Here is a 26,801-nt window from a genome sequence, read left to right on the forward strand (position 1 = left end):
TAGTTTGAATAGGCACACATGCGCATGCGTGCGTACGCACGCGAGGCGCCGAGTATAGAGAGCACTCATATGACAAAGACACTGGTTATTGCAGAAAAGCCTTCGGTGGCTCAGGACATCGTCCGCGCGCTCACGCCCGTGGCCGGCAAGTTCGACAAGCACGACGAACACTTCGAGAACGACACCTACGTGGTGACCAGCGCGGTCGGCCATCTGGTCGAGATCCAGGCGCCGGAGGAGTTCGACGTGAAGCGCGGCAAGTGGAGCTTTGCCAACCTGCCGGTGATTCCGCCGCACTTCGACCTGAAGCCGGTCGACAAGACCAAGACGCGCCTGAACGCGGTCGTGAAGCAGGCCAAGCGCAAAGACGTGACGCAGCTCATCAACGCCTGCGACGCGGGCCGCGAGGGCGAACTGATCTTCCGGTTGATCGAGCAGTACGCCGGCGGCAAGACGCCTTTGAACAAGCCGGTGCGCCGGCTGTGGCTGCAGTCCATGACGCCGCAAGCCATTCGCGATGGCTTCGACCACCTGCGCACCGAAAAGCAGATGCAGGGCCTGGCCGACGCCGCACGTTCGCGCTCCGAGGCCGACTGGCTCGTCGGCATCAACGGCACGCGGGCGATGACAGCGTTCAACTCGCGCGACGGCGGGTTCTTTCTGACAACCGTGGGCCGCGTGCAGACGCCCACGCTGTCGGTGGTGGTCGAGCGCGAAGAACAGATCCGCAAGTTCGTCTCGCGCGACTACTGGGAAGTGCACGCGAGCTTTGCGGCCGAGGCCGGCGACTACCCCGGCAAGTACTTCGATCCGGCGTGGAAGAAGGCGAACGCGCCGCTCCTGCCCAGCGGCGAGCCGGATGCAGAGCAGCGCGCCGATCGTGTGTGGAACGAGCGCGACGCGCTGGCCATCGCAGAGGCCGCGCGCGGCAAGCCCGCCACGGTCACCGAGGAAAGCAAGCCGAGCACGACCGCCAGCGGCATGTTGTTCGACCTGACCTCGTTGCAGCGGGAAGCCAACAGCCGCTTCGGCTTCAGCGCGAAGACCACGTTGTCGCTGGCGCAGTCGCTGTACGAGCGCCACAAGGCACTCACCTATCCGCGGACCGACTCGCGCGCCTTGCCCGAGGACTATCTGCCCGTCGTGAAGGACACGATGGCGATGCTGGCCAACAGCGGCATGAAGCACCTCGCGCCATTCGCCAAGCAGGCGATCGACGGCAACTATGTCAAGCCGAGCAAGCGCATCTTCGACAACGCCAAGGTGTCGGATCACTTCGCGATCATCCCGACGCTGCAGGCACCGAGCGGCCTGTCGGACGCCGAACAAAAGCTGTACGACTTCGTGGTGCGGCGCTTTCTGTCGGTGTTCTTCCCGAGCGCTGAGTACCAGATCACGACGCGCATCAGCACCGTGAACGAGGCCGGCAAAAACCATGCATTCCGTTCCGACGGCAAGGTGCTGGTGAAGCCCGGCTGGCTCGCCATCTACGGCAAGGAAGCCGCTCAAGACACAGACGAAAAAGACGGCAAGAACCTGGTGATCGTGAAGCCAGGCGAAGTCGTGCGAACCGAATCGTGCGACGCCAAGGCGCTCAAGACGCGGCCACCCGCGCGCTACTCGGAAGCCACCTTGCTGGGCGCCATGGAAGGCGCCGGCAAGACCATCGACGACGAGGAACTGCGCGAGGCGATGCAGGAGAAAGGGCTCGGCACGCCGGCCACGCGGGCTGCCACCATCGAAGGGCTGATCGCCGAGAAGTACATGCTGCGCGAAGGCCGTGAGCTGATCCCGACCGCCAAGGCGTTCCAGCTGATGACGTTGCTGCGCGGCCTCGGTGTCGAGGAGCTTTCGAAGGCGGCGCTGACCGGCGAGTGGGAATACAAGCTGGCCCAGATGGAAAAGGGCGCGCTGACGCGTGCCGCGTTCATGCTCGAGATCGCCGAGATGACGCAGCACATCGTCAAGAAGGCCAAGGAGTACGACCGCGACACCGTCCCAGGCGACTACGCGACACTCGCGACGCCCTGCCCTAACTGTGGCGGCGTGGTCAAGGAGAACTACCGGCGCTACACCTGCACGGGGCTCCCCGGCAAAGAGCCTTGCGGCTTCTCTTTCGGCAAATCGCCGGCAGGGCGCACCTTCGAAGTGGTCGAGGCCGAAGCACTGCTCTGCGACAAGCATATTGGCCCGCTGGAAGGCTTCCGGTCGAAAGCCGGCTGGCCGTTCACCGCGGAGATCGTCCTCAAGTTCGACGAAGAAGAAACGAAGAACTGGAAGCTGGAATTCGACTTCGGCGACGACAAGAATGCGGAGACCGGCGAGATCGTCGACTTCAGCGGCCAGGAGTCGCTCGGGCCGTGCCCGATCTGTGCATCGCGAGTGTTCGAGTACGGCACCAACTACGTCTGCGAAAAGTCGGTACCGACCGTCGAACAGCCGACACCGAGCTGCACTTTCAAGAGCGGCAAGATCATCCTGCAGCAACCGGTGGAACGCGCGCAGATCGAGAAGCTGCTCGCCACCGGCAAGACCGACTTGCTCGACAAGTTTGTCAGCATGCGCACGCGCCGCGCCTTCAAGGCTTTCCTGTCGTGGAACAAGGAAGAGGGCAAAGTGAGCTTCGAGTTCGAGCCCCGCACGTCGAAGTTCCCGCCGCGCAAGACTTTTGCCAAGGCGGCGCCGGCCGCGAAGAAAGCCACAGGCGCTGCGGCCAAGGCAGCAAAGGCACCAGCGAAGAAGGCTGCAGGCACGACCGCTGCCGCCAAGAAGGCGGCGCCCAAGGCACCACGCAAGCCGGGCGCCGGCCTGAAGCCGAGCGATGCGCTGGCTGCCGTTATCGGCGCCGAGCCGGTCGCGCGCACCGAAGTCATCAAGAAGCTGTGGGATTACATCAAGGCCAACGGCCTGCAGGATGCAACCAACAAGCGCGCCATCAATGCCGACGCCAAGCTCAAGCCAGTATTCGGCAAAGACCAGGTGACGATGTTCGAACTGGCGGGTATCGTAGGCAAGCACCTGAGCGCCTTGGCGCCGTAATGAAACGAACCTTCAGTAACCGTCTCATGAAATACATCTTTTCCGCATTCGTCTCCATCGTCGCCCTGTGCGCTGCCGCGGGCTGCGCGTCAGGCAACACATCGCAGGGAAGCAGCGCCGCGACAAGTGCCAGCGGCGGCAGCGGCATCCAGGTGTTCGGCGTGATCGACGCCAGCGTCTCCCACACCGCGACCAAGTCGATCCCAAGCCGCTAAGAACCGCATAGGCTCGACGGTTAGCGCCTGAGCAGCGCCTGCCGCAACAGCCGCGCGGCGCGGTTCCTTATCTTGCCGGGGGCTGCACGCAAGGTCGATTTGGCCGTTACCTTGGTGGTGGCGCAAGCCCACAGAAAGTCGTGGAGGATGGCGCTGTCGTCCAGCGTTTCCTTGCTGCCGAACTTGTGGAACTCCGGGTGCCATTGCGTCGCCGCGATGTAGCTGCGACCGCGGTCAGACCTTCGGCGGATCGCTTCGGGCACGCGGTCGGGCAGGCTCCATGCCTCGATGTCGAAGCCCGGCGCCAGCGCCTTCACACCCTGATGGTGGATGCTGTTGACGCGCGCCGTGTCGACGCCCGGATAGAGCTTGGCGAGCCGTGTGCCGGGCACGATCTCGAGCGCGTGAAAGTTCTGGTCGTAGGCCACCGGGTCGCGATGGCGAAGCGTCTCGGGATGGCCATGCTGCTCTTCGATGTCCTGGTACAGCGTGCCGCCGAACGCCACGTTGATGAGCTGCAGCCCCCGGCACACACCGAAGATCGGCTTGCCGGCCTGCTCGAAAGCCTCGACCAGCGCGAGGTCGTACAGGTCACGTACGCGGTCACCGAGCCAGGCGTCTTTCAGCGGCACCTCGCCATAGCTGCCGGGCCACATGTCGGCGCCGCCATGCATGACGACGCCATCGAGCCACTCGGCGTAGTGCGATAGCTTGGTGTCGCCGCGCGCAGTTTCGCCCGTTGGGCAAGGCACCATCACGACCATCGCGCCGGCCGACATGAGCCAGTGCGCGATCGACTGCTCGACATATTGCAGGGTCTTGTTGCTGAACATGGCGCGCGCCGGATCGGCGTGCGAAAAGCAGGCTGACAGACCGATCTTGAGTCGGGCGGAAACAGGTTGGGCCATCGGAAATATTCTGCTGATGCGGCCTCTCGCCCGGGGTCGGACGACACGCCAAGTATCCTTTCAACGCGCGATCGTTCATCAGCGCGGACAACGTTTCGAATCACGGAGGCAAAGCATGGATATCGGCATCGACATCGGCACGTCGGAGGTCAAGGTCGTCCTGGTCGACGACGCGCAGCGCGTGATCGGTCAGGCTAGCGCGGCCGTGGCTATTTCTCGACCGCATCCGCTGTGGTCGGAGCAGGCGCCCGAAGACTGGTGGAACGCCACGCAAGCGGCGCTGGGCAAGCTCAGGGAGCACCACCCGAAGGAGTACGCGGCCACGCGCGGAATCGGGTTGTCGGGTCACATGCATGGCGCCACGCTGCTCGACGCGCAAGACCGCGTGCTGCGTCCGGCCATCTTGTGGAACGACGGCCGCAGCCACGCGCAATGCGCCGAACTCGAACGCCGCGCGCCCGAGAGCCGTCGCATCACCGGCAACATCGCGATGCCGGGCTTCACCGCACCGAAGCTCATTTGGGTCGAACAGAACGAGCCGGAGATATTTGCGCAGGTAGCCCGGGTGCTGCTGCCGAAAGACTTCGTTCGACTGAAGCTCACTGGCCAAGCGGTGTCCGACATGTCGGATTCGGCAGGCACGCTGTGGCTCGACGTGGCGGCACGCGACTGGTCCGACACCATGCTGTCCGCCACGCACCTCGATCGATCGCAGATGCCGCGCCTCGTCGAAGGCAGCGAGGCCAGTGGTACGTTGCTGCCCACCGTCGCCTCTCAGCTCGGTCTGCAGGCCGATGTGGTGGTGGCGGGCGGCGCGGGCGACAACGCGGCAAGCGCGGCCGGCCTGGGCGTGACGGCACCTGGCACTGCGTTCCTGTCTCTGGGCACCTCGGGGGTCTACTTCGTGGCGAACGCGGCTTACTCCCCCAACCCCGAAAGTGCGGTGCACGCCTTCTGCCACGCGTTTCCGGGCACCTGGCATCAGATGAGCGTGATGCTGTCGGCGGCGAGTTGCCTCGGCTGGCTACGGCGCCTCACGCACGCGATCGACGAAGCGCAGCTTGTCAGCGAAGCCGAGGCGCTTCCGGGTGGCGCCGCCACGCCGCTGTTCTTGCCATACCTGTCTGGCGAGCGCACGCCGCACAACGATCCGTACGCGTCGGGTGTTTTCTTCGGTCTGACGCACGATCACACCCGCGGCCACCTCGCCTATGCCGTGCTGGAGGGCGTGGCCTTCTCGTTTCTCGATGGGCAACAGGCGCTGATGGCCGGCGGCGCGCAGATCGACAGCGTGACGCTGGTCGGGGGCGGCTCGCGCAGCGCCGCGTGGGCACAACTGCTCGCCGATGTGCTCGGCCGCACGCTGGATCGACGCAGCGGCGGTGAAGTGGGTGCCGCGTTGGGTGCGGCACGACTCGCACGCCTGGCGAGAACGGGGGAGGCGGTCGCCGAGATCTGTGTCGCACCGGCCTTGCAAGACAGCTTCGCGCCGAACCCGGCGCGCACCGCCGAACTGGCCGAGCGCCATGCGCAATATCAGCGGCTCTATCGGACCCTCAAGCCCGAGATGCAGCGCCTGTCGACCGCAGGGCAGCAGAAGTCTGAAGGAGACTGACCGGAGGCCCGGTCGCTCAGGAAGCGCTAGTGGAATCCGAAATACGCGGCTCATGCATCGGGCATCCGGTGCGCTCGCCACGAAATTGCGACGAGGCGGCATAAGCCACCTTGCGTGCCCGCATCACGCCCCCGAGCGGCTGGTGCGCAGCGAGTGCGTGCCACGGGTTGAACGCCATGCCATCGTCGATCTCGCGGGACAGCGCGGCGCTCCATCCCTCTTGCGCATCGAGCGTCAGTCGTGCAACGGCAATGAAAGGGCTCAAGTCCTGCGGCCATTCGATTGACGCATCTTCGATCGGCATCTTCTCGAGATCGGTACACAGCTGCACGCGCAACTCCCATTCGGCCGGTTCGCCCGTATGAGCCCGCAAGAAATCGGCGACCGCTTCACGTGTGCCATCCGGCTTGCCGTCAAGGTCCATCCGTGCGTTTTCGAGCGCGCGCAGGTCCGGCGACACGGGCGCCAATTGCAGCTTGGCGATGTAGGCACCATAGCGGATCGGCACCTGCGTAAAGAACGTCGCGCCGAGCGGGTGCGTTTCGGCATGGCCGCCCATCGAAATGAGCGTGCTGCTCTGGCCGCCGACCGCTTCGATCGCTTTCTCGACACCCTGCAATACGCTCGACAAAACTCGCTTGGCCGTCGGCGCCTTGTCGGCGGTGCCAGCAAGCAGCTTGAGGTTTTTAAGGAAGCCTTTGGCGTCCGGCGCGGCAAACACCGGGCCGTCGACGAACAGAAAGTCCTGGGTGCTGTCACCTTCAGACCCCGCGACGCGCTCGCCCTCGACGCCGATCACCTTGATCGCCATGCCGCGCGGCAGGGACACGCGGTCGTCGAGCACTTCAGCGGGGGGCGTCGAAATTCTGAGCACCACCGGGTAGCTGCGCGGCGCTGAAAAGATGCCCTGAGCCAACTCGGGAGGCAGGCCTTCGACAACACGCAGTTCACCGCGGAGCAGCCCGTGGCTCTTGGCGTGCACGGCGCGCATCGCATGGCCCGTGCTGTCTGCCATGGTTTTCGACATGCCCAGCAAGGTGTCGACCAGGTCGGCCTGCGTTTGCGGCTCGTCTGACTTCGGCACCTCGACGGCCGGTGAAAAAAGAACCGGCTTGATAGACAAGGTGGAGAAATCGTTCATCGATGGCTTTTCGTTGGGTGTCGCTAAGCAGCTATACGCGGCCTATTCGACCGACGCGGTATGCGATGCGATGTAGGAGCGCCACACCAATGCGTGCCATCCGTCATGGAACCCGCCCCAAACCCCAAGTTCCGTAGCAAGTCAAGCAGCAATGTTGGCCATTCGCCTATAATGGTGAGTTCGTTTCGATACCACGACGAAGCACTTTCGTCATCTTGCTGGCTGGCCCCGCGCGTTCCCGGAGTTCATGGAATTGATCTCCGGACTCGCCAAGGCCCTCATCTCAAGCCGGCTCTACAGTGTGTTGGAGCGCCAGACCCGGCGCCCATGATTGCCACCACTGCCTTCGTTCTTGTTGAAGCGAATTGCGCGTCCGCCGCGTCATTTCCGGCCGGCCTACGCCTCGTTTTTCAATTTTTTCGGCGCACGCGATGTTGCGTGTCGTCAAGGCTTCATGGACATCGTTCAACATAATATTGCAGTGGGCAAGTACCTCGTTTCACCGCTGATTCACTCTCAAGACGACGGGCGTTTCGCCGCGTCGGTTTCTATTCGTTCGGGCCGCGGAAGCGGTATGCATGACCGCGTCATGCGCTTCACGCCACGATTTGCCAGCCATGCCGCCGCCGTGCGCTATGCCGTCGACCAGGGCCTCGGCTGGGTCAGCGAGCGCCATCCGGCACGGCCAATTCATCAGCCTGCGCCGGGTCACTTCGCAAGCTGAGCCCGACCATCGCCCGACAACCGTTTTCCATCTCCAACAGACACCGTTTTTTGAGGTAAATCAATGGCCAAAGAAGAACTCATCGAAATGAACGGCGCAGTGACCGAAGTGCTGCCCGACTCGCGCTATCGCGTAACGCTGGACAACGGTCATCAATTGATCGCCTACAGCGGCGGCAAGATGCGCAAGCACCACATCCGCATTCTGGCGGGCGACAAGGTGTCGCTCGAGCTGTCGCCGTACGATCTCACCAAGGGCCGGATCACGTTCCGCCACCTGGAACGTCGCGGTCCACCGCCCGTCAACAACGGCGCGCAGCGCCGCTAACTCCCGTGACCCAAGTGACGAATCCGTCCACCGGGTTCGCCACCCTGCCGCTCACGCCGCAGATGCTGGCGAATCTCGACCAGCTCGGCTACAAGGAAATGACGCCGATCCAGGCTGCCAGCCTGCCTCCGGCGCTCCTCGGCAAAGACCTGATCGCTCAGGCCAAGACCGGCAGCGGCAAGACAGCCGCCTTTGCCCTCGCACTCCTCGCCAATCTCAATCCGCGACGCTTCGCCATCCAGGCGATGGTGCTGTGCCCGACGCGCGAACTCGCAGACCAGGTCACGACCGAAATCCGCCGGTTGGCGCGCGCCGAAGAGAACATCAAGGTGGTCACACTCTGCGGCGGTGTTGCATTGCGCGGGCAGATCGCCAGTCTGGAGCACGGCGCGCACATCGTGGTCGGCACGCCGGGCCGGATCATGGACCATCTGGACCGTGGCAACCTGAGTCTCGACGCGCTGAACACGCTGGTGCTCGATGAGGCCGATCGCATGCTCGACATGGGCTTTTTCGAAGACATCGCCAAGGTCGTGCGGCAGTGCCCGAAAGAGCGCCAGACGCTGCTCTTTTCAGCGACCTACCCTGAAGGCATCGCCAAGCTCAGCGCCCAGTTCATGAAGGCGCCGCTGCAGATCACGGTGCAGGCACAGCATGAAGGCACGCAAATCCGCCAGCGCTGGTACGAAGTCAAGGACAGCGACCGGCTGCATGCGGTGAGCTTGCTGCTCGACCATTTCCGGCCGCAAAGCACGCTCGCTTTCTGCAACACCAAGCAGCAATGCCGCGATCTGGTTCAGGTGCTGCAAGCGCAAGGCTTCAGCGCGCTGGCCCTGTTCGGCGAGTTGGAGCAACGCGAGCGCGACCAGGTACTGGTGCAGTTTTCGAACCGCAGCGCCTCGATACTGGTCGCGACCGATGTGGCCGCGCGCGGCCTCGACATCGCGCAGCTCGAAGCGGTGATCAACGTCGACGTGACGCCCGATTCAGAGATCCATATCCATCGCGTCGGCCGCACTGGCCGCGCCGGCGCCGAGGGCTTGGCGCTCAATCTCGCCAGCATGAACGAGATGGGCAGCGTCGGAAAGATCGAGCAACTGCAGGGACGCGAGTCCGAATGGCATCCACTGTCGGAACTCACGCCCGGCGTCGGTGCAGCGCTGCGGCCGCCCATGGCCACGCTGCAGATCGTCGGCGGCCGCAAGGAGAAGATCCGCGCCGGCGACGTGCTCGGTGCGCTGACGGGAGACTGCGGCTATGCCAAGGAGCAGATCGGCAAGATCAACGTCAACGAATTCTCGACTTACGTCGCGGTCGAGCGCGGCATCGCTCACGAGGCGGCGCAGAAGCTGTCGGGTGGCCGCGTCAAGGGCAAGAGCGTCAGAGTGCGGCTGCTGGAAGGCTGAGCCCACCCGGTCACAGGGTGCATTCCCCCAGTGTGGCCTAATCACGCCTCGAACACTTTTTACCTGAGCTTTTCATGCCCAAGATCATTCGCACCGAAGCCGACCGCGTCGCCACTCCCAAGCCGACCCCGGTGGCCGGCTCGACCTTGCCTAAAACCGGTGGCGGCCAAAAGGTCAGCCTCGAGCGCGGCAAGGCCACGCGCAGCAAAAAGAACCCGGGCAAGCGGGCCAAAAAGGGCGGCTAAACCGACCTTTTGCAGTCTTGCTGCAAACCCTTCGAAACGCGCCCACGGGCGCGTTTCGTCATTGGATCGTCGTCGGCCCGAAGTCGGTTCGCGATTCGTAGGACTCTCGGGCCGGGCGGCGGCTGAAGAAGCCACGCCGGCGCTGCAGGGCGAACATGCCGGCCATCATGGCCAGGCCATAGCTGGGCAGCGGCGCCGAGGCGGTGTCGACGGCCGAGCCGTCGTCGATGTCCTGCTTTTGCAGGACCCAATAGAACCGTCCGGGGGCGGGCTCATTCACGACGAGTGCAATGCCGTTGGCGTCGACCATGTTCTTTTTACATTTCGATAAGGAAGGTTGTATTTGTATTCCTGACCGGCTCGCCGCGATAGGACCTAGTTCACGGAACGCCCGAGTACGGCGCCAGAACGAGGCTATAACCCTCTGATGTCAGACGACTACCAGATCGATATTCCTGCCTCCTTCTTCGGGATTTACACGGACGCGAGGCAGCGCCTGCGCGAGCCGATCGGCGTATTGAGGCAGCGCTACGACATCTGCGAGGACCTGGCGAACCATCTCGTCGGGCATGCGCAGATCCAGCACCACACCGAAGTCCCCGACGAGGCCGACATCCTGCGACGCATTCAGGCGGGGCTGGCCACGCCTGAATCGGGTGTGTCGGCGCCAGAGGCCGGCTGGATCGTGCATCGCCTGGCCGAGCTGCTCGGCTGGCGCGCGCCGGAAGCCTACGGCGCCGGTTGACCGCCTACTACGCAGGCGCGGGCGCAGCCCGACGATAGTCATCGCCTCCCCAATCCCAGCGTCCAACGAAAGCGACCGATGAGGCTCCAAGCCATCTGCAAGATGACCGTGACTGCCACCGAAGGCGACTGCCCGGTGGTCGCCATGCTGCGGCCCCGCAGCGGTGATGCGCAATGGATGGTCAGCGAGCGCTACGACCTGCACCCGTGGGTGCCGACCACCGAGTACGTCGACAACTACGGAAACCTCTGCCAGCGCATGAAGATACCGCAGGGCGACATGCGCATCGAAGTCGAGATGGTGATGGAGGCCGAGGACCACATCGCGGTGGCGCCCGACGCGATGGTCACGCCCATCGAGGACCTTCCCTTCGACTCGCTGCAGTACCTGCTGCAAAGCCGCTATTGCCCGTCCGACAAGATGGAAGATCGTGCACGCCAGATCGTCGGTAACGCCGAGCCCGGCTATGCGCAGGTCGAGGCGATTCGCTCGTGGATTCACACCAACCTCCAGTATCGCTACGGCGTGAGCAACGGCGCAACCGATGCGCTCGACACGCTCAACGACGGCGCCGGCGTGTGCCGCGATTTCTCGCACGTCGGGATCGGCCTGACGCGCAGCCTGCGCATCCCGGCACGGCTGGTGGTCGGCTATCTTTACCGCCTCGATCCCATGGACATGCACGCCTGGTTCGAGGCGTTCGTCGGCGGCCGCTGGTACACCTTCGACGCAACGCAGGACGCACCGCGCGGCGGCCGCATCGTGGTGGCCTACGGACGCGATGCGGCCGACGTGGCATTCATCTCCAACTACGGGCCGCTCGAGATGGGTGAGATGGTGGTCACTGTCGAGCAGGTCGACCTGGGCGACGGAACGCAGCACCAGCACCAGCACCAGCAACCGCAACTGCAACTGCAACTGCAAGATCAGCAAACGTCCTGAAGGGCGGCCACGACACGGTGGCAGTGGCGGCCGTGGCATGCGTGAAGGGCTGACGACGCGAGGCTTGCGTTTCATCGTGCGCGTGGTCGGCCCGCCCGCCTACGCCAGCCATCGAGGCGGCCGTCTAAAAACTGAAGTCGTTCCAAACCGCCCTTCGGAGATTTTCATGGCCAGCAAAAGTCCAACTTCCAAATCCCTGCCTCCCGCACCCGTTACCGCGCGCGCTACCGCCGTGCAACCCAATCTGCATCAGCAATCGCACGAGACGCAAAAGTATGGAGAGATCGTCAAGCTGCCTAACGGCTTGAGCGAAAAGGTTTGCAAGGAAAGTGTTGCGCTTCTGAACCAGTGCCTGGCGGACACCATCACCTTGCGTGACATGTACAAGAAACATCACTGGCAAGTTGTCGGCCCGACCTTCAACCAGCTGCACCTGATGTACGACCAGCATTTCGAAGCACAGGTGCTGCTGGTCGACATCCTGGCCGAGCGCATCCAGCTGCTCGGCGGCATTGCGCTGGCCATGGCCGCCGACGTCGCCGAGAGCACGAAGATTGCGCGTCCACCACGCGGTCGCGAGCCGGCTGCAGTGCAGATTCGCCGTCTGGCCGAAGCGCACGAGATGATCATCATCGGCGCACGTGACGCGGCCAAGAAGGTCGACGATGCGGGCGATGACGGCAGCAACGACGTGTTCGTGTCGAACGTGCTGCGTACCAATGAGTTGCAGGTCTGGTTCCTGACAGAGCACCTGGTCGCGGCTTCGCCCGTCACCGCGTAACGGGTGAGCTTCGCCTGGGAGGCATGAAGCTTGCAGCCGATCGACGACATGACTTCAACCTCTTCACGACCTCAGGCGGTCCCCACGGTTCAACTCGAGAACGACCGCGTCAAGGTCACCGAATGGCGCTTCGCGCCCGGCGCTGAAACCGGTTGGCACCGCCACGGCATGGACTACGTGGTGGTGCCGATGACCACCGCGTCGCTGCTGCTCGAGACGCCGCAAGGAGAATTACGCAGCCCGCTGACGGCCGGCGTTTCTTACACGCGGCTCACCGGCGTCGAGCACAACGTGGTCAACCCGAACGAGCATGAGTTCGTCTTCGTCGAGATCGAATTGAAGTAGCTGCCGGGTCGGGCCGAACGTTGCTCGGCGAACTCGGCTCGGCTCAGCTCATTGCGGGTCGATCGGCATCGGCGGCACACCGCGTGCCTCGATCGCTTCGCCAGCCGCCAGGCACAGGTCTTCGCGATAGCGTCCGGCCACGAGTTGCACGCCGACCGGCGTACGCCCGACCATGCCGGTCGACACCACCAGCGACGGAAGTCCGGTCAGCGGCAGGCCGACCATGGTCATCTGGGCATCCCACACGCGGGCATATGCGTCCGGCCCCTGCAAATCCAGATCGTCGGTGAACGGCAACTCTGCACAGGCAGGCAGCAGCACGACCGGATAGCGCTCCAGGAATACTTGCCACTGCCGCGTGATGGCGGCCCGGCGCACCAGCGCGGTGGAGAACTTCTCGAGCGTCATCGATTGCGCGAGGGTCGCTTGCCCAGCGAGCGCAGCGATGGCGCCCGCATCGCCTTCGCGCTCCGCCGCAGCGACCATGCCCGCGTAGCCATCCCCCATCCACAAGGCGATCTGCACCTGCACCGCATCGCGGATCGGCGGCAGCGCATCGACCTCGTCCACGGTCCAGCCGGCGTCGCGCAAACGCTCGGCTGCATCGCGCAACGCGGCCACCACCTCGGGCTGCGTCGTCATGCCGTCGGGCGCTACGCACAACGCGACGCAACGCGGAGCGGCCGGCCCGACAAGCGGTGCGGGCACCCACCACGGATCGCGCGGGTCGGGTGCCGACATGGCGGCAAGCGCGAGCCGCAGGTCGTCGACAGTCCGTGCCAGCGGCCCCGACACCGCCGTGATCTGTCCGCTGATGACCCGCTCCGGCGTCACCGCGTTGTAGGCCGCGACGCGACCGAGCGACGGCCGCAAGCCGTGGATGCCGCACGCATACGCCGGATAGCGGATCGAGCCGGCGATGTCGGTGCCGTGGGCGATGTGACCGATGCCGGCCGCGATCGAAGATGCAGCGCCGCCGGACGACCCACCCGGCGTCAACGCTGCGTCGCGCGGGTTGACGGTACGCCCGTGCAAGCGGTTGTCGGTAAACCAGCGGTAGCTGAACGCCGGCGCGTTGGTGCGCCCGACGATGACGGCGCCGGCCTTCAGCAGGTTGTCGACGACCGGGCTGTTGCTGGCGGCGATCCACTCTTTCTGCAGGTTCACGCCGTTGCTGGTCGCGAAGCCCTGCTGGTCGATGTTGATCTTGACGGTGACCGGCACGCCCGCGAGAGGACCGGGATCTTCACCACGCGCCAGCGCGGCATCGACGGCGCGCGCATGGGCCAGCACTTCGTCGGGCCGATGGTCGACCACCGCGTTGAGCTTGGGATTGACGGCATCGAGCCGGGCCAGTGCCGACTGCGCGGCTTCGAGGGCAGAGAGCTTGCGTTGCCGCACGAGCGTGGCAACGCGCGACGCGGAGAGGCGCCAGATTTCGGATGAGTCGGTGTTGGACATGGGGTTGTCTCTTAACGTGGGTTTGTGTTTACAACGTCTTCAACACGTCGTCCAGCGTCTCGACCAACAGGTCGACGTTGGCCTCCGAGAACACCCGCGGATCGTGATCCTTGTGCGTGTCGGTGTAGACGACTTTCATCGGAGCCTCTTTCGTTGTCAGGCGATGGCGGGCGCCGGAACGTCGCCGTGCTTTCGCACGAACAGCGCGCGCACGTGCGTCCACGCGTCTTCGAGGTGAACGCGCATCGCGGCCTTGGCTGCATCGGCATCGCGACGCAGCAGCGCATCGACGATGGGGTTGTGCGTGGCCGCGATGGTGGCCGGATCGTCGTAGACCGCATCGATCAGCGCCATCACCATGCGCATCTCGGTCTGCGTGTTCAGGAAGATGCGGTGCAGGTGCGCATTGCCGGACAGCTCGCAGATGAGCGTGTGCAGCTCGAAGTCGCTGGCGATGCGCTCGTGCTGCGGCTGCGTCGGCGCGTGCCGCACCATCGCGTCGACCAACGCCTTGACGCGGGCCAGCCCGGCATCGTCGGCCTTGCGGCAGGCCAGCTCGATCGCGGTGAGTTCCAGGCTCAGCCGCACTTCGTAAAGGTTGTCGATTTCCTGCGCGCTGATGCTGCGAACCGCGAAGCCGTGGCGTGGTCGCGCGACCAGCACGCCTTGCCGTTCGAGCCGGCGCGCCGCCTCGCGCACCGGCGCGCGGCTCACCCCCATGCGGCGCGCGATCTCGGCTTCGACGATGCGGCTGCCCGGGGCAAGCTTTCCTTCGACGATGGCACGCGTCAGTTGCGCTTCGACCAGGCCGACCAGGTCGGTGGCTTCGACCGACTCGAAGAACGCGGTGTCGGGGGAGGTGGAGAGGGCCATGTCTTGTCTCTTGTTGTAGGTGCTTCGTCTCGGCTACGCCGCAGGAGCGACCGCGACGGCCCGCGTGCGCGCGATGTAGATGCCCGCCGCCATGATCAGCGCGATGCCCACGGAGGCCAGACCGTCCGGCGGGCGGTGAAACCAGAAGGTGCTGAACGCCACCGCCAGCAGCAGTTGGAAGTAGTTGAGCGGAGCGAGTGTCGAGGCTTCGACGCGCTCGAAGGCCGCGAGCAGCAGCCATTGCGCCGCGCCGCTGCAGGCACCGCCGGCCAGCAGCAACAGCACGTCGCCAAGCGGTGGCCACTGTGCCGGCAGAAAGAACGGGGCGGGGATCAGCGTCACGACGAAGCAGACCAGCGCGGTGTAGGCGTATTGCACCGGGCTCGGCACCAGGCCCGCAAGCCGCCGCGTCAGCAACTGGAAGATGGCGTAGCAAACGGCAGACACTGCCATCAGCACGGTGCCGAGCACCGGCAAGTCGCCGCCCGGCCGCACGATGAGCAGCATGCCGCCAAAGCCGACGATCACTGCGATCCACTTGGCGCGGTGCACCTGCTCGCCGAGCAGCCAGGGCGACAGCGCGACCATGAGCAGAGGCGCGGTGAAATAGATGGCGGTCGCCTCGGCCAGCGGCATCCAGATCAGCGCCGTCATGAAGCAGGTCGCGACCGTTGCGAGCATGGCGCCGCGCAACAGCAGCAAGCCTTTGCGTGGCGCGCGCCACAGTCGCAGGTCGCCGTGCCGCAGCAGCATAACCAGCGCGATGCTCGACACGGACACATAGCGCATGACGTTGACGAACGGCGCCGAATAGAACTGCAGCATGAACTTGCAGAACGCGTCGTAGGAGGCGAAGGCGACCAGCGCGCAGAGGAACAGGCCGATGCCCGCGGCCCTGCTGCCGCCTGTTACTGGGGCACGACCTCGAGAAGGCAGCACCGAAGCCGTCATCGCGCCGACTCGAAACCGCGGAGGAACATCTCGAGCGCCGGCCCGATGGCTTCGACCAGGTAGCCGCCTTCCTGCACGATCACTGTCGGCAGACGCAGCGCGCCGACTTTCTCGCCGATGAGGCGATAGCCTTCGAGGTCGAGCCTGAGCACGCTGATCGGATCGTCCTTGTAGCTGTCGAAGCCGAGCGCGAGCACCAGCGCTTCGGGCGCGAAGTCACTCACCGCTTTCACGCCTTCGCTCACCGCCTGCATGAACACGTCGTTGCCAGTGCCGTGGGGCAGCGGCAGGTTCAGGTTGAAGCCTTCGCCCGCGCCGGCACCGCGCTCGTGCGCATAGCCGGTATAGAACGGGTAGTAGCCGGCCGGGTCGGCGTGGGTCGACACGGTCAGTACGTCGTTGCGTGCATAGAAGATGTTCTGCGTACCGTCGCCGTGGTGCGCATCGACATCGAGCACTGCGACCCGGCCATGGCGCTCCCACAACCGGTGCGCTGCGGTCGCGCTGTTGTTGACATAGCAGAAGCCACCGGCGCGGTCGCGATGCGCGTGATGTCCCGAGGGCCGACACAGCGCGTAGGCCGCATCGCCGGTGGTGCGTACCGAATCTGCGGCGGCGACGGCGGTGTGCGCCGAGCGCAGGATCGAGCGCCAGGTGTCAGGGCCGATGGGGCACGACAGGTCGCTGATGTAATAACCGGTGCGCGCCACGATCGACGGCGACGGGCACGGCGGCCGCGCCACGCCGGGTACGCCGCTGTAGAACGGCGACAGATTCGGCAGCACCTCGATGCCCGGCTCCACGCCCGGCATCTTCAACGCGCGCCACAGGCCGTAGGCGCTTTCCAGGTAGTCCAGATAGTCGACGCTGTGCACGCCTTCGAGCGGCGCTCGGCCGTAGTCGGCTGGTTCTTCGACAGTGACGCCGCGCGCCTGCAAGGCATCGCGCAAGGCATGCGCACGGCTCGGCAGATCGGTCGGCTTCATGATGCGGCCGAGCCGCATGAACTGCTGCGGATCGTGCAGCAGCTGGTCTTCGGTGAAGAAGGCCTTCATGCCTGCTCGGCTTCGAAGCGTGTCATCGCGCGATCGAAGCGCTCGAACATCTCGTCAACCTGCACCGGCGTCATGATGAGCGGCGGGCAGAACGCCACCGCGTCGGCCAGCGCGCGCACGATGAGTCCTTGCTCCAGCGCCAGCTGGGCCAGGCGGGCGCCCGCCTTCTTCGCGGGATCGAATGCCGTGCGCTTTGCCGGATCGAGCACCAGTTCGATGGCGCCGATGAACCCCACGCCTCGCACTTCGCCGACGAAAGGCCGTGCTGCAAAACGCCGCAAGCCTTGCTGGAACTGCGGCACCAGCGACTGCACGTGCGCGAGGATCTTTTCGTCTTCGTAGACCTTCAGCGTTTCGAGTGCGATGGCGCACGCGACCGGATGTCCCGAGTAAGTGAACCCGTGGCCGAAGGTGCCGATCTTTCCGCTGTTGGCCGCCACCGCGGCATGCACCCTGTCATTGACCAGCACTGCCGAGATCGGTACGTAGCCCGACGACAGCGCTTTGGCCGAAGTGAGTATGTCCGGCTTCATGCCGTAGGTGGTCGAGCCGAACATTTCACCGGTGCGGCAAAACCCGCAGATCACTTCGTCGGCGATCAGCAGCACGTCGTACTTCGCCAGTACCTTCTGGATTTTCTCGAAGTACGTCGCTGGCGGCACGATGACGCCGCCCGCGCCCATCACCGGTTCGGCAATGAAGGCGCCGACCGTTTCAGGGCCTTCTTCGAGGATGCGTTTTTCGAGCGAATCGGCCAGCCGTGTCGCGAAGTCTTCTTCGCTTTCTCCGGCTTCGGCATAGCGCCAGTGGTGCGGGCAATCGACGTGCAGGATGCGATCGATCGGCAGGTCGAAGTCGCGATGGTTGGAAATCAAGCCGCTCAGGCTGGCGGCCGCAACCGTGACGCCGTGGTACGCGTTCTTGCGCGCGATGATCTTTTTCTTTGCCGGCTTTCCGATGGCATTGTGGTAGTACCAGACCAGCTTGACGGCAGTGTCGTTGGCTTCCGAACCGGAGTTGGCGAAGAACACTTTCGACATCGGCACGGGGGCCATGGCCAGCAGCTTTTCGGCGAGCGCGATGGCGGCCGCATTCGAGCGGCCGTTGAACGTGTGGTAGTACGGCAAGGTGCGCAGCGCGTCGCTGCCGGCCTTGGCCAGGCGCTCGTTGCTGAAGCCGAGCGAGGCGCACCACAGCGCCGACATGGCTTCGAGATAACGGTGACCCTGGTCGTCCTCGACATACACGCCATCGCCGCGCGCGATCATGAAAGGCCCGACCTGCGGATGCGTCGCCAGATTGGTAAAGGGGTGCAGCACCGAGGCGATGTCGTGCGCTGCGTTTTCAGCATGCGTTGCGGTGTTCAATGTGAATGCATTCATGGTGTGTGCTCAGTAGCCGCGGTCGATATCGACCTGATTGACGGGACGAATCCCTTGTTCAAGCGCCGCCAGATTGGCCAGCGTCTGTTGCGCGATGACCAGGCGGTCGGTGCGTGTCGCGATGTGCGGCGTGACGAGAATGCGCGGGTCTTTCCAGAACGGGTGCGACGCGGGCAACGGTTCCTGCGAGAACGCATCGAGCGTCGCCGCAGAGAGCTGTCCCCGCTCCAAGGCTCGCAACAGGTCGGCTTCGACCAGGTGATCACCGCGCCCGACATTGATCAAGTGTGCGCCGTGCGGCAACTTCGAGAACAGGTCTGCGCTGAGAAAGCCATGCGTCTCCGGGGTCAGCGGCAGCAGGCAGACCAGCGTGTCACAACCCGACAGGAACGCGTCGAGCTGACCGGCGCCGTGGTAGCCGGTCACGCCCTCGGGCAAGTTGGCCTTGGCACTGCGACTCCAGCCGCGCACGGCGTAGCCGATGGTCGCGAGCGCCCCGGCGCAGGCCATGCCGAGCGTGCCCATGCCCGCGATGCCGACGTGGTGCTTGCGCGGTGACACCACCGGCTGCTCCTGCCAAAGCCCATTTGCCGAACTGGCGACGTATGCGCGCATGCCGCGATGCTGCTGCACGACGGCCCAACTGACATACGCATTCATACCCGCGGCCATGCCCGAATCGACGATGCGGCACAGCGGCACGTCGCGCGGCAGTTGCGCGTCGGCCAGCATGTGGTCGACGCCAGCGGCAAGCGACTGCGCGAGCCGCAGCCTGGGTAGTTGCGCCAGCTGTCCGTGCGGCGGAAACCAGCAGACCGCGATGTCGATCTCGTCGAGCGCACCGAGGTCGGCACCCTGCCGCACGTCGATGCCGGGGCTGACTTCGCGAAACGCCGTAGCGAGGTATTCCATGTCGAGCACTTCGCTCAACAACGCGACGCAGGTCATCAGATCGCCTCCATTGCACTGACCACCGCATCGATCGGCTTGCGGGTGTAGTCGTGCTGCGGCTCGCGCAGCACCTTATGCGTTTCGCCGTACTCGACCACCACGTCGCGTTGCAGCACCGCGATGTGGCAGTGCTTTTCATCACACACGACTTCGGCGAGGTGTTGGAGATTACGGACCACGTTGTCGTGATGCATGCCTACACGCTGAAATTGATCGCCGCCATTCCCGACAATGAAGCGCGGCGTGGATCGATCGCCCTGATGCTTTCGACCGATGCCAGGTTGGCCCGCAGCCGCGCATGGGTCTTGCGCAAAAGCACGTCGGCCGAGAACACCACGTCGCCGGCACAAGGGAAAGAGCGAAGGCGTGTGCATCAATCGCGGAACGACGACGGCGCTGCCGGCTCGATGCGCTGCAGCATCGCGCGCCATTCGCGGCCGTTGGGGTCGGGCTGGCCGGCCTCGCGCACGCTGTCGCCGCTTTCGTATTGCCGCGCGGTCTTCTCGCAGACCTCGGGCGACACCGGATGGGTCGGCAAGCCGGTCGACTGGATCGCAACCTGCACGCGGCAGGCCCGCTCCAGGTTCAGCATCAGGATGAACGCTTCGGGCACGTTGCGTCCCAGCGTGACCAGCCCGTGGTTGCGCAATATGAGCGCGCGCGCGGTCGGGCCCAGGTCGGCGACCAGCCGGCTGCACTCGTCCGCATCGAGCGCGATGCCCTCGAAGTCGTGATAGACCACGCGCTCGTGGAACTGCAGCGCCCACTGGTTGCAAGGCTGCAACCCACACGCCAGCGACGACACCGCCACGCCCGCCACGGTGTGCGTATGCAGCACGCACGCCGCGTCGTGCCGCGCCGAATGCACGGCGCTGTGGATGGTGAAGCCGGCCGGGTTCACATCGAAAGGCGAGTCGTCGAGGATGCGGCCTTCGAGGTCGATCTTGACGAGCGACGACGCCGTGATGTCCCTGAAAAGCATGCCGAACGGGTTGATCAGAAACTGGTCTTCGGTGCCCGGCACCCGCGCCGAGATGTGGGTGTAGATGCTGTCGTCCATGCCGTAGTACGCGACCAGGCGGTAGGCGGCGGCGAGGTCTTCGCGGACTTGGCGTTCGGCGTGGGAGACATCTTTCGATGACATGACTTTTGCTCCTTCGGGGTCGATGTTGCATCGCTGCCAAGTCGCTGGTGCAAACTGTCGACAGTCAACGTTGAACACGTTTTAGCAAAATATGGGCCAACGTGCCGGTCGCATATCGGACCAATACGGTGCGTGTTTTCGTCTAAAACCGTCTGCATGACCTCCTCTGCGGCGCTTTCGCACAACAAGACAACGTCGCCCTGGATCATGCTGATGGCGCTGACCACGGCCTTTGGCCTGAGCCAGTCGTTTCGGACGATCGCGGCGATCATGGCGCCGCCGCTGCAAAAGGAGTTCGGGCTGTCGGCGCAGGCGCTCGGCCTGTTCGCCGGCTCGTTTCATTTCGCCTTCGGAGCGCTGCAACTCTTCATGGGTATCGGCATCGACCTGTACGGCGTGCGGCGTACGGTGCTCACCGCCTTTCCGCTGGCGATGGTCGGCGCGCTCGTCGCGGCCATGTCGCACAGCTTTTTGCCGCTGGTGCTGGGCCAGGTACTCATCGGCATCGGCTGCGCGCCGGCGTTTCTGGTGTGCACGGTGTTCATCGCGCGCCAGTTTGCGGGCGAGCGCTTCGCGTCGGTATCGGGCACGGCGCTCGGCATCGGTTCGGCAGGCCTGCTGCTCACCGGCACGCCGCTGGCCTGGCTCATCGAGCAGCAGTCGTGGCGCGCCGGCTTTCTGGCATTGGGTGCGATGTCGGCACTGGCCTGGCTCGCCATCTTCTTTCTCGTGCATGAACCCAAGGCCCCCACATCGCCCGATGGCGCACCGCCCCTGCCGCGGCTGTCAGTGCTGGCCGCCTTGAGGAGCTACGGTGAATTGTTCAGGCTGCCGCACACGATCGGCATCGTGGCACTGGCGAGCGTCACGTATGCCTCCTTCCTTTCGTTGCGCGGGCTGTGGCTCGGGCCTTTGCTGATCGAACGCCACGGGCTGTCGCTGGTGCAAAGCGGCAACGTCGCCCTGGCACTGTCGGTGGTCGGCATGTTCGGCGCGCCGCTGTTCGGCCGCATCGACCCCGGCCCGGCCAAGCGGCGGCGCTGGATCATCGGCTTCACCTTGCTGACCGCGGCGATCTTCGCGGCCATGGCCTTCAACCTCGGCGTCACGTTCGACGTGTGTGCATCGGTGCTGGTCGGCGTGGTGTCGGGCTACATCGTGCTGGAGTACCCGGACGTGAAGGCCGCCTACCCGGCCAGCATGACGGGCCGCGCGATGGCCGTCTTCACGATGGCGATGTTCCTCGGTGTGGCGGTGATGCAGTGGTTGACGGGCCTCGTCGCATCGGCGGCGGCCGCGCGCGGCATCGACACTTTTCTGGCGGTGCTAATGACCATCTCGATGATGCTGCTGCTCGGGGCGGCGGCGTTTAAGTGGCTGCCGCAACCGCCCACTCCAAACGCGACAGGCCCAGCGCCGCGCTGATCAGGGGGCGCGGCGGAACGGCTTGCTCAAGAAGCGCGAGCCTTTTTCCCCGAAGCGCCACGGCACGTCTTTCGCCTTCGAGATGCCGATGCGCGGCCCGACGTCGATGACCACTTCGGGCTCGCCATCAGCCGGCGCGATCAGCAGAAACGGCGGCTGGTCCACCGGCTTGCCGTTGAAGCCCACGTCGATGCCCAGTGCCTGCGCAACGCGCCCCGGCCCGGCACACAGCAGTCGCGCCTCGTCGAGCCCGCGTCGCTCGCGCATTCGGTCGAGTCCTATCGTCGGCTCGATCGCACGAATCAGCACAGCGGCGCCATGCCCTTTTTCGCGGCACACGATGTTGAGGCACCAGTGAATGCCGTACGAGCGATACACGTAGGCCCGACCCGGCGAACCGAACATCGAGGCATTGCGCGAGGTCGGTCCGCTGAAGCTGTGCGAGGCCGGGTCGTCCCGGCCGTAGGCCTCGGTTTCGACGATTCGCCCGCCCACGCCGTCGACCAGCAAAGTGACCCCGATGAGGTGCTGCGCGACCTCTTCGGGGGATGCGTCGAAATCGATGACGGACGGTGATCGGGATGACATGGTGGGTGCTCGACTCAGGCTACACCAGCCCTTCGACCGTCGCCTGCAGCTGCTGCGAAAAACCTTTGAGCTTCGGCGTGTCCAACGCGTAGGCCAGCGTCGTGGCACCGACCAGCATCATCACCAGCGTCTTGCCGGGTTCGCCGGCAGCCACTGCCAACGCGGTGGCGTCTACCGGTCGCAAGCTCAGCGTGCCGTCGCTCTCGAAGTGCTGCGGCAATCGCTGGATGTGACCTGCGGCCCAAGAGACCTTCGATAGCAGGTGAATCATCTTGCCGATGTCGGCGACCGACGCTTCGATCGGCACGGGGCCTTCGAGCGTGTCGATGGTGAGGTTGAACTTCAGCCCGTCATCGTGAAGCGATGCATTGCTGAAGCCGGCGAACGTGCGGTGATCCATGACCATGGCCCTGGCGTTCAGTGCGCTCGGCGCGACAACACCAAGTTGTCGGTGGGCTCCAGCGACCAGTTCGCCATCGCCATGTCGGCCTCACGCGCTCGCACTTCGTCGATTCGACGCGCAGTGAGCTGCGCCGACATCTCGAGCTTTTTCAGGTCGCGCTGCGTCAACTCTTCGTTCACCGCAAAGCTGAAGCAGCACAGCGTGCCGTAAATGCGTCCGTCGCTCAGCACCACCGGCACGCTCATAAAACTTCCCAGCTGAAACGGCACCTTCGGCAAGTCTTTTGCGCCGGCGTAGTTGGGAAAGTCCTTGATCATGTTGGGCATACGGCCGTCGACCACGCGCTGGCAGAAGGTCGACTCCAGCGGATGCGACTGACCTTCTTCGAACATGCGCTTGTCGGCATCGGCCTCGATGCGGCGGAACACACGCCGGCCATCGACGAACTCCGAGACGAACACGACGTCCATGTCGAGCTTCTCTCGCAGCAACTTGAGCACCTCCGACACGGCGCTGCTCACCAGCGGATCGCCACCTTCGGAGGTAGCAACGAGCAATTCGGAAACCCTCACCTCGAAGGCATCGGGCGCGTAGTCGGATGGATGGAGTGCGTACATAGGCTTGCGCTCGATGGTGCCAAACCTGAACGCATGCAATCCCTCGATGTGAGGCTGAATCGCATGTCGATTTCACAGATTCGCCCGATTCGACCATCACGCTGTAAGCCTTTTTTATTCACCGCTTGCACAAATGCCGACATGCCTTGTCAAGTAAGTCACAGCAGCCCCGAACGCGGGGCCAGAGGCATGTTCAAGCGCCGCGGCGCTGGGCATGATGCTTTGCAAACAAATGTCATTTTTCCCCGACGCCACCAGCAGACCTCCTCTCATGTCCACTCTGATTCCTGCCCTGAACACCTGCGTGTCGCGCATGACGACGGGCGAGCGGCGTCTTGCTGAAAGGCTCGAGCAAAAGCTCGGCAGCAACTACCTCGTCTGGTACGACGTGCCGGTCGGCCCCAAGCGGCTGCACCCCGACTTCATCGTGCTGCATCCGCGCCGCGGCCTGCTGGTGCTGGAGGTCAAAGACTGGAAGCTCGACGACATCCGCCAGGCCGGCAAGCTGAGCTTCGAGGTGGCGCCCGAAGGCGTGCCGCGCAGCGTCATCAATCCGCTGGAGCAGGCGCGCCAGTACGCGCACCAGATGGTGGCGGCGCTCACGCAAGACCCGCAACTGGTTCAGGACGAAGGCAAATGGCAGGGCATGCTGAGGTTTCCGTGGAGCTATGGTCTGGTGCTGACGCACATCACGCGGCGCCAGTTCGTCACGGCAGAGCTCGACTGCGTGATCGATTCGCAGCGCGTCATCTGCAGCGACGAAATGACCGAGAACGTCGACCCGCAAACACTCAAGAGCCGGTTGTGGAACATGTTCCCGGCGCTGATGCACGGCATGCTGTCGATCCCCAACATCGATCGCGTGCGCTGGATTCTTTTTCCTGAAGTGCGTGTGGACGCCGATGCCGACATGCAGGTCAGCCTGGACATCCCGCTCGACCTGCCCGACACGATGACAGTGCTCGACATCCAGCAGGAGCGGCTGTCCCGTTGCCTCGGCGACGGCCACCGTGTGATCCATGGCGTGGCGGGCTCCGGCAAAACGCTGATCCTCGCGCGCCGCGCCGTGCAACTGGCCAAGCGCGTCACCACCAAGCCGGTGCTCGTGCTTTGCTACAACGAGCCGCTGGCCGTACAGCTCGCATCGGTCATCGCGGGCAAGGGCCTCGCCGGCAAGGTGCATGTGCGCCACTTCCACAAGTGGTGCCGGGAGCAGCTCGTCAGCTACGGGCAAGCGCTACCGGTGTCGACGGAAACCGAAAAGCTGAGCACCGCCAAGCTGATGGAAGCCTTCGTGCAGCGACTCATTCGCGCGGTCGACAAGAAGCAGGTGCCGTCGGGGCAGTACATGGCGGTGCTCATCGACGAAGGCCATGACTTCAAGCACGAGTGGTTGAAGCTGGTGGTGCAAATGGTCGACCCCGACACCAACAGTTTGCTGCTGCTGTACGACGACGCGCAGAGCATCTACGAGCGGCACCGCACTCGCAAGTTCAGCTTCAGGAGCGTCGGCATCCATGCGCAAGGGCGCACATCGATGCTCAAAGTCAACTACCGCAACACGAAGCAGATTCTCGACACCGCGAGCCGCATCGCCGGCACGTTATTGATGGCAGACAAATCAGACAACGGCAGCGGTGACGAAGACGACGGCATCCCGTTGCTGCATCCGGTGAGCAGTGGCCGCGTCGGCGACGAGCCGACCGTCGTCCGCACGCCCAACCTGCAGGCCGAGGCCTTGAAGATTGCCGAGCTGTTGAGTGCCGCCCACTTCGAAGGCCACGCCTGGGGCGACATGGCCGTGATCTGCCGCCATCACACGGTGATGGACGAATGCGCCAAGGTGCTGGAAGAGCGGATGCTGCCGCACCAGGTGCGCAAAGGACTCGGCACCTTCGACCCGGAGGCAGACACGATCAAGGTGATGTCGATGCACGCGAGCAAGGGGCTGGAATTTGGCGTCGTGGCGTTGATGGGCGTGGGAGAAATCGTCGGCAATGCGGTCGCCGATCCAGACGAGGCGCGACTTTTTTATGTAGCTGCGACGCGGGCGAGGAGCAAGCTGCTGATCACCGCGAGCAACTCGATGGCCTCGCAACCGGTTGCCGCCTGACGCGGACGCCGACTTCAGTAATGGAGAAAATGGCGTCATGCAAATCCAAAAAGACACCGTCGTCACCCTCCTCTACAAAGTCTTCGACGCCAAGGGCAAGCTCATCGAAGAAAGCAAAGACCCGATGGTCTATCTGCATGGCGGCTACGACAACACGCTGCCCAAGATCGAAGCAGCGCTCGATGGCAAGGAGCCCGGCTACCAGGTCGTGCTGCAGCTGCAACCCGAAGACGCCTTCGGTATGCGCGATGAGACGCTGACACAAGCCATCCCCAAGAGCGAATTTCCGCCGGGCGTGAAAGTCGGCGGCAAGCTGTCGGGCCGCACCGAAGATGGCACCGAGCACGTCTTCACAGTCATGAAGGTGAAGGGCGACAAGGTGCTGCTCGACGGCAACCATCCATTGGCGGGCATGGAAGTGCGGTTCAACCTGAAGGTGATGGAAGTGCGCGCGGCGTTGCCGGTGGAAATCGAGCACAGGCATGTGCACGGGGCGCACGGACACCATCACTGATGGCCTGGTCGCGCCGCCTTTTCAGCGCGGCGTTCGCGCTGCCAACACCAGCGCGATGCCGCCAAGAATTGCAATCGACGCCATCATCAAACGCGGGGTGATCGCCTCTGCCAGCCATGCCACGCCGCCGAATGCCGCGATCAACGGCACCGACAGTTGCACGGTCGCCGCACGCATGGCGGTGAGATGGCGCAGCGCGGCATACCAGACCACATAGCCGACGCCGGAGGTGAGCGCGCCCGAGGCCATGGCAAGCGCCAGACCGGCCGCGTCGGCGTGCGCGCCCGTGATGAAGAGAAGGTTGAGCACCAGCGCAAGCGGCGCGGCGCGCACGAAGTTTCTGGCCGTCGCCGCCAATGGATCGGCCGCCGCCGTGCGCCCACGCAGCGAGTAGACGCCCCACGCCACGCCGGCAATGGCCATCAGTGCGGCGCCCAGCGGCGGCGGTGCGGCGACGCCGGGCAACACCAACACCACGAGCCCGGCACCCGCCAGCAACAGCCCGACCCAGGCAACGAGCGCGAAGCGCTCGCCCGAGCGCAAGCCCGCGCCGAGCATCGTGAGCTGCACCGCGCCGAACAGGATCAGCGCGCCGGTGCCGGCCGGCAGGCTCACATAGGCGAAGGAAAAGAACGCGACATAGACGAACAGCATCGTCACGGCGAGCCAGTCGGCACGCGTCGACACCCTTTGCAACGTCGTCGACGGCACCGAGCGAAGTCGCACGATGGCGACCAGCACGATGGCGCCCGACACCAGCCGAATGCTGGCAAAGCTCGCCGGGTCGACGCTGCCCTTTTGCAGCGCGAGCCGGCACAGCAGCGAGTTGGCCGCGAAAGCGATCATCGCGATCGCGGTGAGTGCGATGGTCTTTAGCGCGGGCATCGGCGA

The 26,801-nt window shown here is 64.6% G+C and carries 30 protein-coding genes; 14 read left to right on the forward strand and 16 right to left on the reverse strand.

Features of this window, described 5'->3' with window-relative positions:
- Positions 1 to 69: 69 nt before the first annotated feature.
- Together QN413_RS19875 and QN413_RS19880 are read left to right on the forward strand one after the other, a co-directional pair.
- A complete protein-coding gene (locus tag QN413_RS19875) occupies positions 70 to 3,039 on the forward strand; it encodes a DNA topoisomerase III (protein WP_323498304.1) in 2,970 nt (989 codons plus the stop codon).
- A 26-nt stretch (positions 3,040 to 3,065) separates the two neighbouring features.
- Positions 3,066 to 3,254 carry a hypothetical protein gene (locus tag QN413_RS19880; RefSeq protein WP_323498305.1) on the forward strand — a complete coding sequence of 63 codons (189 nt, stop codon included), beginning with the start codon at positions 3,066 to 3,068 and terminating at the stop codon, positions 3,252 to 3,254.
- A gap of 20 nt (positions 3,255 to 3,274) precedes the next feature.
- Here QN413_RS19880 and QN413_RS19885 read toward each other — a convergent pair whose 3' ends face one another.
- Positions 3,275 to 4,162, reverse strand: a complete 888-nt coding sequence (locus QN413_RS19885) for a type 1 glutamine amidotransferase (RefSeq protein ID WP_323498306.1) — start codon at positions 4,160 to 4,162, stop codon at positions 3,275 to 3,277.
- 115 nt (positions 4,163 to 4,277) lie between these two features.
- Between QN413_RS19885 and xylB the strand changes: the two genes are divergently transcribed.
- Positions 4,278 to 5,777 (forward strand): xylulokinase, encoded by a 1,500-nt coding sequence (gene xylB, locus QN413_RS19890; RefSeq protein ID WP_323498307.1) that lies wholly within the window; start codon positions 4,278 to 4,280, stop codon positions 5,775 to 5,777.
- 16 nt (positions 5,778 to 5,793) lie between these two features.
- Here the strand turns inward: xylB and QN413_RS19895 are convergent, their stop codons facing one another.
- Complete coding sequence (locus tag QN413_RS19895) at positions 5,794 to 6,918, reverse strand: catalase family protein (protein ID WP_323498308.1); 1,125 nt, start codon at positions 6,916 to 6,918, stop codon at positions 5,794 to 5,796.
- 454 nt (positions 6,919 to 7,372) lie between these two features.
- Here QN413_RS19895 and QN413_RS19900 point away from each other — a divergent pair, with 454 nt between their 5' ends.
- The 4 genes from QN413_RS19900 (at position 7,373) to QN413_RS19915 (ending at position 9,620) form a co-directional block, all read left to right on the forward strand.
- A complete protein-coding gene (locus tag QN413_RS19900; protein ID WP_187054809.1) occupies positions 7,373 to 7,642 on the forward strand; it encodes a hypothetical protein in 270 nt (89 codons plus the stop codon).
- A gap of 63 nt (positions 7,643 to 7,705) precedes the next feature.
- Entirely contained in the window at positions 7,706 to 7,969 is a 264-nt protein-coding gene (gene infA, locus QN413_RS19905) for a translation initiation factor IF-1 (protein WP_187053658.1), read from the forward strand.
- 5 nt (positions 7,970 to 7,974) lie between these two features.
- Positions 7,975 to 9,375: an ATP-dependent RNA helicase DbpA gene (gene dbpA, locus QN413_RS19910; RefSeq protein ID WP_187053659.1), complete on the forward strand. Its 1,401-nt coding sequence runs from the start codon at positions 7,975 to 7,977 to the stop codon at positions 9,373 to 9,375.
- A 74-nt stretch (positions 9,376 to 9,449) separates the two neighbouring features.
- Positions 9,450 to 9,620, forward strand: a complete 171-nt coding sequence (locus tag QN413_RS19915; protein ID WP_187053660.1) for a hypothetical protein — start codon at positions 9,450 to 9,452, stop codon at positions 9,618 to 9,620.
- A 58-nt stretch (positions 9,621 to 9,678) separates the two neighbouring features.
- On the opposite strand, the gene QN413_RS19920 is transcribed toward QN413_RS19915, so the two are convergent.
- Positions 9,679 to 9,930 carry a hypothetical protein gene (locus QN413_RS19920; protein WP_187053661.1) on the reverse strand — a complete coding sequence of 84 codons (252 nt, stop codon included), beginning with the start codon at positions 9,928 to 9,930 and terminating at the stop codon, positions 9,679 to 9,681.
- Positions 9,931 to 10,047: 117 nt separating this feature from the next.
- Between QN413_RS19920 and QN413_RS19925 the strand changes: the two genes are divergently transcribed.
- The 4 genes from QN413_RS19925 (at position 10,048) to QN413_RS19940 (ending at position 12,433) form a co-directional block, all read left to right on the forward strand.
- A complete protein-coding gene (locus QN413_RS19925; RefSeq protein ID WP_323498309.1) occupies positions 10,048 to 10,365 on the forward strand; it encodes a hypothetical protein in 318 nt (105 codons plus the stop codon).
- 78 nt (positions 10,366 to 10,443) lie between these two features.
- On the forward strand, positions 10,444 to 11,307 hold the full coding sequence (locus QN413_RS19930) for a transglutaminase family protein (protein ID WP_323498310.1): 864 nt from the start codon (positions 10,444 to 10,446) through the stop codon (positions 11,305 to 11,307).
- A 166-nt stretch (positions 11,308 to 11,473) separates the two neighbouring features.
- Positions 11,474 to 12,088, forward strand: a complete 615-nt coding sequence (locus QN413_RS19935) for a Dps family protein (RefSeq protein ID WP_323498311.1) — start codon at positions 11,474 to 11,476, stop codon at positions 12,086 to 12,088.
- 48 nt (positions 12,089 to 12,136) lie between these two features.
- Positions 12,137 to 12,433, forward strand: a complete 297-nt coding sequence (locus QN413_RS19940) for a cupin domain-containing protein (protein WP_323498312.1) — start codon at positions 12,137 to 12,139, stop codon at positions 12,431 to 12,433.
- A 48-nt stretch (positions 12,434 to 12,481) separates the two neighbouring features.
- On the opposite strand, the gene QN413_RS19945 is transcribed toward QN413_RS19940, so the two are convergent.
- The 9 genes from QN413_RS19945 to QN413_RS19985 form a co-directional block, all read right to left on the reverse strand.
- A complete protein-coding gene (locus tag QN413_RS19945) occupies positions 12,482 to 13,894 on the reverse strand; it encodes an amidase family protein (RefSeq protein ID WP_323498313.1) in 1,413 nt (470 codons plus the stop codon).
- A 156-nt stretch (positions 13,895 to 14,050) separates the two neighbouring features.
- The gene (locus QN413_RS19950) at positions 14,051 to 14,767 is read right to left on the reverse strand and encodes a GntR family transcriptional regulator (protein ID WP_323498314.1); all 717 of its coding nucleotides are present in this window, start codon (positions 14,765 to 14,767) and stop codon (positions 14,051 to 14,053) included.
- Between the two features lie 33 nt (positions 14,768 to 14,800).
- Entirely contained in the window at positions 14,801 to 15,718 is a 918-nt protein-coding gene (locus QN413_RS19955; RefSeq protein WP_416352212.1) for a DMT family transporter, read from the reverse strand.
- Complete coding sequence (locus QN413_RS19960; RefSeq protein ID WP_323498316.1) at positions 15,715 to 16,773, reverse strand: histone deacetylase family protein; 1,059 nt, start codon at positions 16,771 to 16,773, stop codon at positions 15,715 to 15,717. The genes QN413_RS19955 and QN413_RS19960 overlap by 4 nt, the downstream gene beginning before the upstream one ends.
- Positions 16,770 to 18,155, reverse strand: coding sequence for an aspartate aminotransferase family protein (locus QN413_RS19965; protein WP_323498317.1), 1,386 nt, complete (start codon positions 18,153 to 18,155; stop codon positions 16,770 to 16,772). Before QN413_RS19965 ends, QN413_RS19960 begins: the two co-directional genes overlap by 4 nt.
- A 9-nt stretch (positions 18,156 to 18,164) precedes the next feature.
- Positions 18,165 to 19,103 carry a glyoxylate/hydroxypyruvate reductase A gene (locus QN413_RS19970; protein ID WP_323498318.1) on the reverse strand — a complete coding sequence of 313 codons (939 nt, stop codon included), beginning with the start codon at positions 19,101 to 19,103 and terminating at the stop codon, positions 18,165 to 18,167.
- Positions 19,103 to 19,300 (reverse strand): hypothetical protein, encoded by a 198-nt coding sequence (locus QN413_RS19975; RefSeq protein WP_323498319.1) that lies wholly within the window; start codon positions 19,298 to 19,300, stop codon positions 19,103 to 19,105. Before QN413_RS19975 ends, QN413_RS19970 begins: the two co-directional genes overlap by 1 nt.
- Before the next feature lie 2 nt (positions 19,301 to 19,302).
- Entirely contained in the window at positions 19,303 to 19,440 is a 138-nt protein-coding gene (locus tag QN413_RS19980; RefSeq protein ID WP_323498320.1) for a hypothetical protein, read from the reverse strand.
- A 39-nt stretch (positions 19,441 to 19,479) separates the two neighbouring features.
- Positions 19,480 to 20,250, reverse strand: a complete 771-nt coding sequence (locus QN413_RS19985; protein WP_323498321.1) for a class II aldolase/adducin family protein — start codon at positions 20,248 to 20,250, stop codon at positions 19,480 to 19,482.
- Between the two features lie 156 nt (positions 20,251 to 20,406).
- Between QN413_RS19985 and QN413_RS19990 the strand changes: the two genes are divergently transcribed.
- Positions 20,407 to 21,675, forward strand: coding sequence for an MFS transporter (locus tag QN413_RS19990; RefSeq protein ID WP_323498322.1), 1,269 nt, complete (start codon positions 20,407 to 20,409; stop codon positions 21,673 to 21,675).
- On the opposite strand, the gene QN413_RS19995 is transcribed toward QN413_RS19990, so the two are convergent.
- From QN413_RS19995 to QN413_RS20005, 3 genes are read right to left on the reverse strand one after another with little or no spacing between them, the layout of a single operon-like run.
- Entirely contained in the window at positions 21,676 to 22,263 is a 588-nt protein-coding gene (locus QN413_RS19995; RefSeq protein WP_323498324.1) for a DNA-3-methyladenine glycosylase, read from the reverse strand.
- A gap of 19 nt (positions 22,264 to 22,282) precedes the next feature.
- The gene (locus QN413_RS20000; protein ID WP_323498325.1) at positions 22,283 to 22,663 is read right to left on the reverse strand and encodes a hypothetical protein; all 381 of its coding nucleotides are present in this window, start codon (positions 22,661 to 22,663) and stop codon (positions 22,283 to 22,285) included.
- A 17-nt stretch (positions 22,664 to 22,680) separates the two neighbouring features.
- Positions 22,681 to 23,283, reverse strand: coding sequence for a GAF domain-containing protein (locus QN413_RS20005; RefSeq protein ID WP_323498326.1), 603 nt, complete (start codon positions 23,281 to 23,283; stop codon positions 22,681 to 22,683).
- A gap of 271 nt (positions 23,284 to 23,554) precedes the next feature.
- On the opposite strand from QN413_RS20005, the gene QN413_RS20010 reads away from it, so the two are divergent.
- Positions 23,555 to 25,396: a DEAD/DEAH box helicase gene (locus tag QN413_RS20010; RefSeq protein WP_323498328.1), complete on the forward strand. Its 1,842-nt coding sequence runs from the start codon at positions 23,555 to 23,557 to the stop codon at positions 25,394 to 25,396.
- A 37-nt stretch (positions 25,397 to 25,433) separates the two neighbouring features.
- Positions 25,434 to 25,910, forward strand: a complete 477-nt coding sequence (locus tag QN413_RS20015; protein ID WP_323498330.1) for a peptidylprolyl isomerase — start codon at positions 25,434 to 25,436, stop codon at positions 25,908 to 25,910.
- Positions 25,911 to 25,931: 21 nt separating this feature from the next.
- Here QN413_RS20015 and QN413_RS20020 read toward each other — a convergent pair whose 3' ends face one another.
- A complete protein-coding gene (locus tag QN413_RS20020) occupies positions 25,932 to 26,795 on the reverse strand; it encodes a DMT family transporter (RefSeq protein WP_323498331.1) in 864 nt (287 codons plus the stop codon).
- Between the last annotated feature and the right edge of the window lie 6 nt (positions 26,796 to 26,801).

The organism is Variovorax sp. LG9.2, assembly GCF_035018885.1.
In the GTDB taxonomy this organism is placed as follows: Bacteria; Pseudomonadota; Gammaproteobacteria; order Burkholderiales; family Burkholderiaceae_C; genus Variovorax.

Bases quoted from the DNA above. Each gene is read 5' to 3' on its own strand.
- QN413_RS19875 (WP_323498304.1), top strand. From the start codon at position 70: ATGACAAAGACACTGGTTATTGCAGAAAAGCCTTCGGTGGCTCAGGAC.
- QN413_RS19880 (WP_323498305.1), top strand. From the start codon at position 3,066: ATGAAATACATCTTTTCCGCATTCGTCTCCATCGTCGCCCTGTGCGCT.
- QN413_RS19885 (WP_323498306.1), bottom strand. From the start codon at position 4,162: ATGGCCCAACCTGTTTCCGCCCGACTCAAGATCGGTCTGTCAGCCTGC.
- xylB (WP_323498307.1), top strand. From the start codon at position 4,278: ATGGATATCGGCATCGACATCGGCACGTCGGAGGTCAAGGTCGTCCTG.
- QN413_RS19895 (WP_323498308.1), bottom strand. From the start codon at position 6,918: ATGAACGATTTCTCCACCTTGTCTATCAAGCCGGTTCTTTTTTCACCG.
- QN413_RS19900 (WP_187054809.1), top strand. From the start codon at position 7,373: ATGGACATCGTTCAACATAATATTGCAGTGGGCAAGTACCTCGTTTCA.
- infA (WP_187053658.1), top strand. From the start codon at position 7,706: ATGGCCAAAGAAGAACTCATCGAAATGAACGGCGCAGTGACCGAAGTG.
- QN413_RS19915 (WP_187053660.1), top strand. From the start codon at position 9,450: ATGCCCAAGATCATTCGCACCGAAGCCGACCGCGTCGCCACTCCCAAG.
- QN413_RS19920 (WP_187053661.1), bottom strand. From the start codon at position 9,930: ATGGTCGACGCCAACGGCATTGCACTCGTCGTGAATGAGCCCGCCCCC.
- QN413_RS19925 (WP_323498309.1), top strand. From the start codon at position 10,048: ATGTCAGACGACTACCAGATCGATATTCCTGCCTCCTTCTTCGGGATT.
- QN413_RS19930 (WP_323498310.1), top strand. From the start codon at position 10,444: ATGAGGCTCCAAGCCATCTGCAAGATGACCGTGACTGCCACCGAAGGC.
- QN413_RS19935 (WP_323498311.1), top strand. From the start codon at position 11,474: ATGGCCAGCAAAAGTCCAACTTCCAAATCCCTGCCTCCCGCACCCGTT.
- QN413_RS19940 (WP_323498312.1), top strand. From the start codon at position 12,137: ATGACTTCAACCTCTTCACGACCTCAGGCGGTCCCCACGGTTCAACTC.
- QN413_RS19945 (WP_323498313.1), bottom strand. From the start codon at position 13,894: ATGTCCAACACCGACTCATCCGAAATCTGGCGCCTCTCCGCGTCGCGC.
- QN413_RS19950 (WP_323498314.1), bottom strand. From the start codon at position 14,767: ATGGCCCTCTCCACCTCCCCCGACACCGCGTTCTTCGAGTCGGTCGAA.
- QN413_RS19955 (WP_416352212.1), bottom strand. From the start codon at position 15,718: ATGACGGCTTCGGTGCTGCCTTCTCGAGGTCGTGCCCCAGTAACAGGC.
- QN413_RS19960 (WP_323498316.1), bottom strand. From the start codon at position 16,773: ATGAAGGCCTTCTTCACCGAAGACCAGCTGCTGCACGATCCGCAGCAG.
- QN413_RS19965 (WP_323498317.1), bottom strand. From the start codon at position 18,155: ATGAATGCATTCACATTGAACACCGCAACGCATGCTGAAAACGCAGCG.
- QN413_RS19970 (WP_323498318.1), bottom strand. From the start codon at position 19,103: ATGACCTGCGTCGCGTTGTTGAGCGAAGTGCTCGACATGGAATACCTC.
- QN413_RS19975 (WP_323498319.1), bottom strand. From the start codon at position 19,300: ATGCATCACGACAACGTGGTCCGTAATCTCCAACACCTCGCCGAAGTC.
- QN413_RS19985 (WP_323498321.1), bottom strand. From the start codon at position 20,250: ATGTCATCGAAAGATGTCTCCCACGCCGAACGCCAAGTCCGCGAAGAC.
- QN413_RS19990 (WP_323498322.1), top strand. From the start codon at position 20,407: ATGACCTCCTCTGCGGCGCTTTCGCACAACAAGACAACGTCGCCCTGG.
- QN413_RS19995 (WP_323498324.1), bottom strand. From the start codon at position 22,263: ATGTCATCCCGATCACCGTCCGTCATCGATTTCGACGCATCCCCCGAA.
- QN413_RS20000 (WP_323498325.1), bottom strand. From the start codon at position 22,663: ATGGATCACCGCACGTTCGCCGGCTTCAGCAATGCATCGCTTCACGAT.
- QN413_RS20005 (WP_323498326.1), bottom strand. From the start codon at position 23,283: ATGTACGCACTCCATCCATCCGACTACGCGCCCGATGCCTTCGAGGTG.
- QN413_RS20010 (WP_323498328.1), top strand. From the start codon at position 23,555: ATGTCCACTCTGATTCCTGCCCTGAACACCTGCGTGTCGCGCATGACG.
- QN413_RS20015 (WP_323498330.1), top strand. From the start codon at position 25,434: ATGCAAATCCAAAAAGACACCGTCGTCACCCTCCTCTACAAAGTCTTC.
- QN413_RS20020 (WP_323498331.1), bottom strand. From the start codon at position 26,795: ATGCCCGCGCTAAAGACCATCGCACTCACCGCGATCGCGATGATCGCT.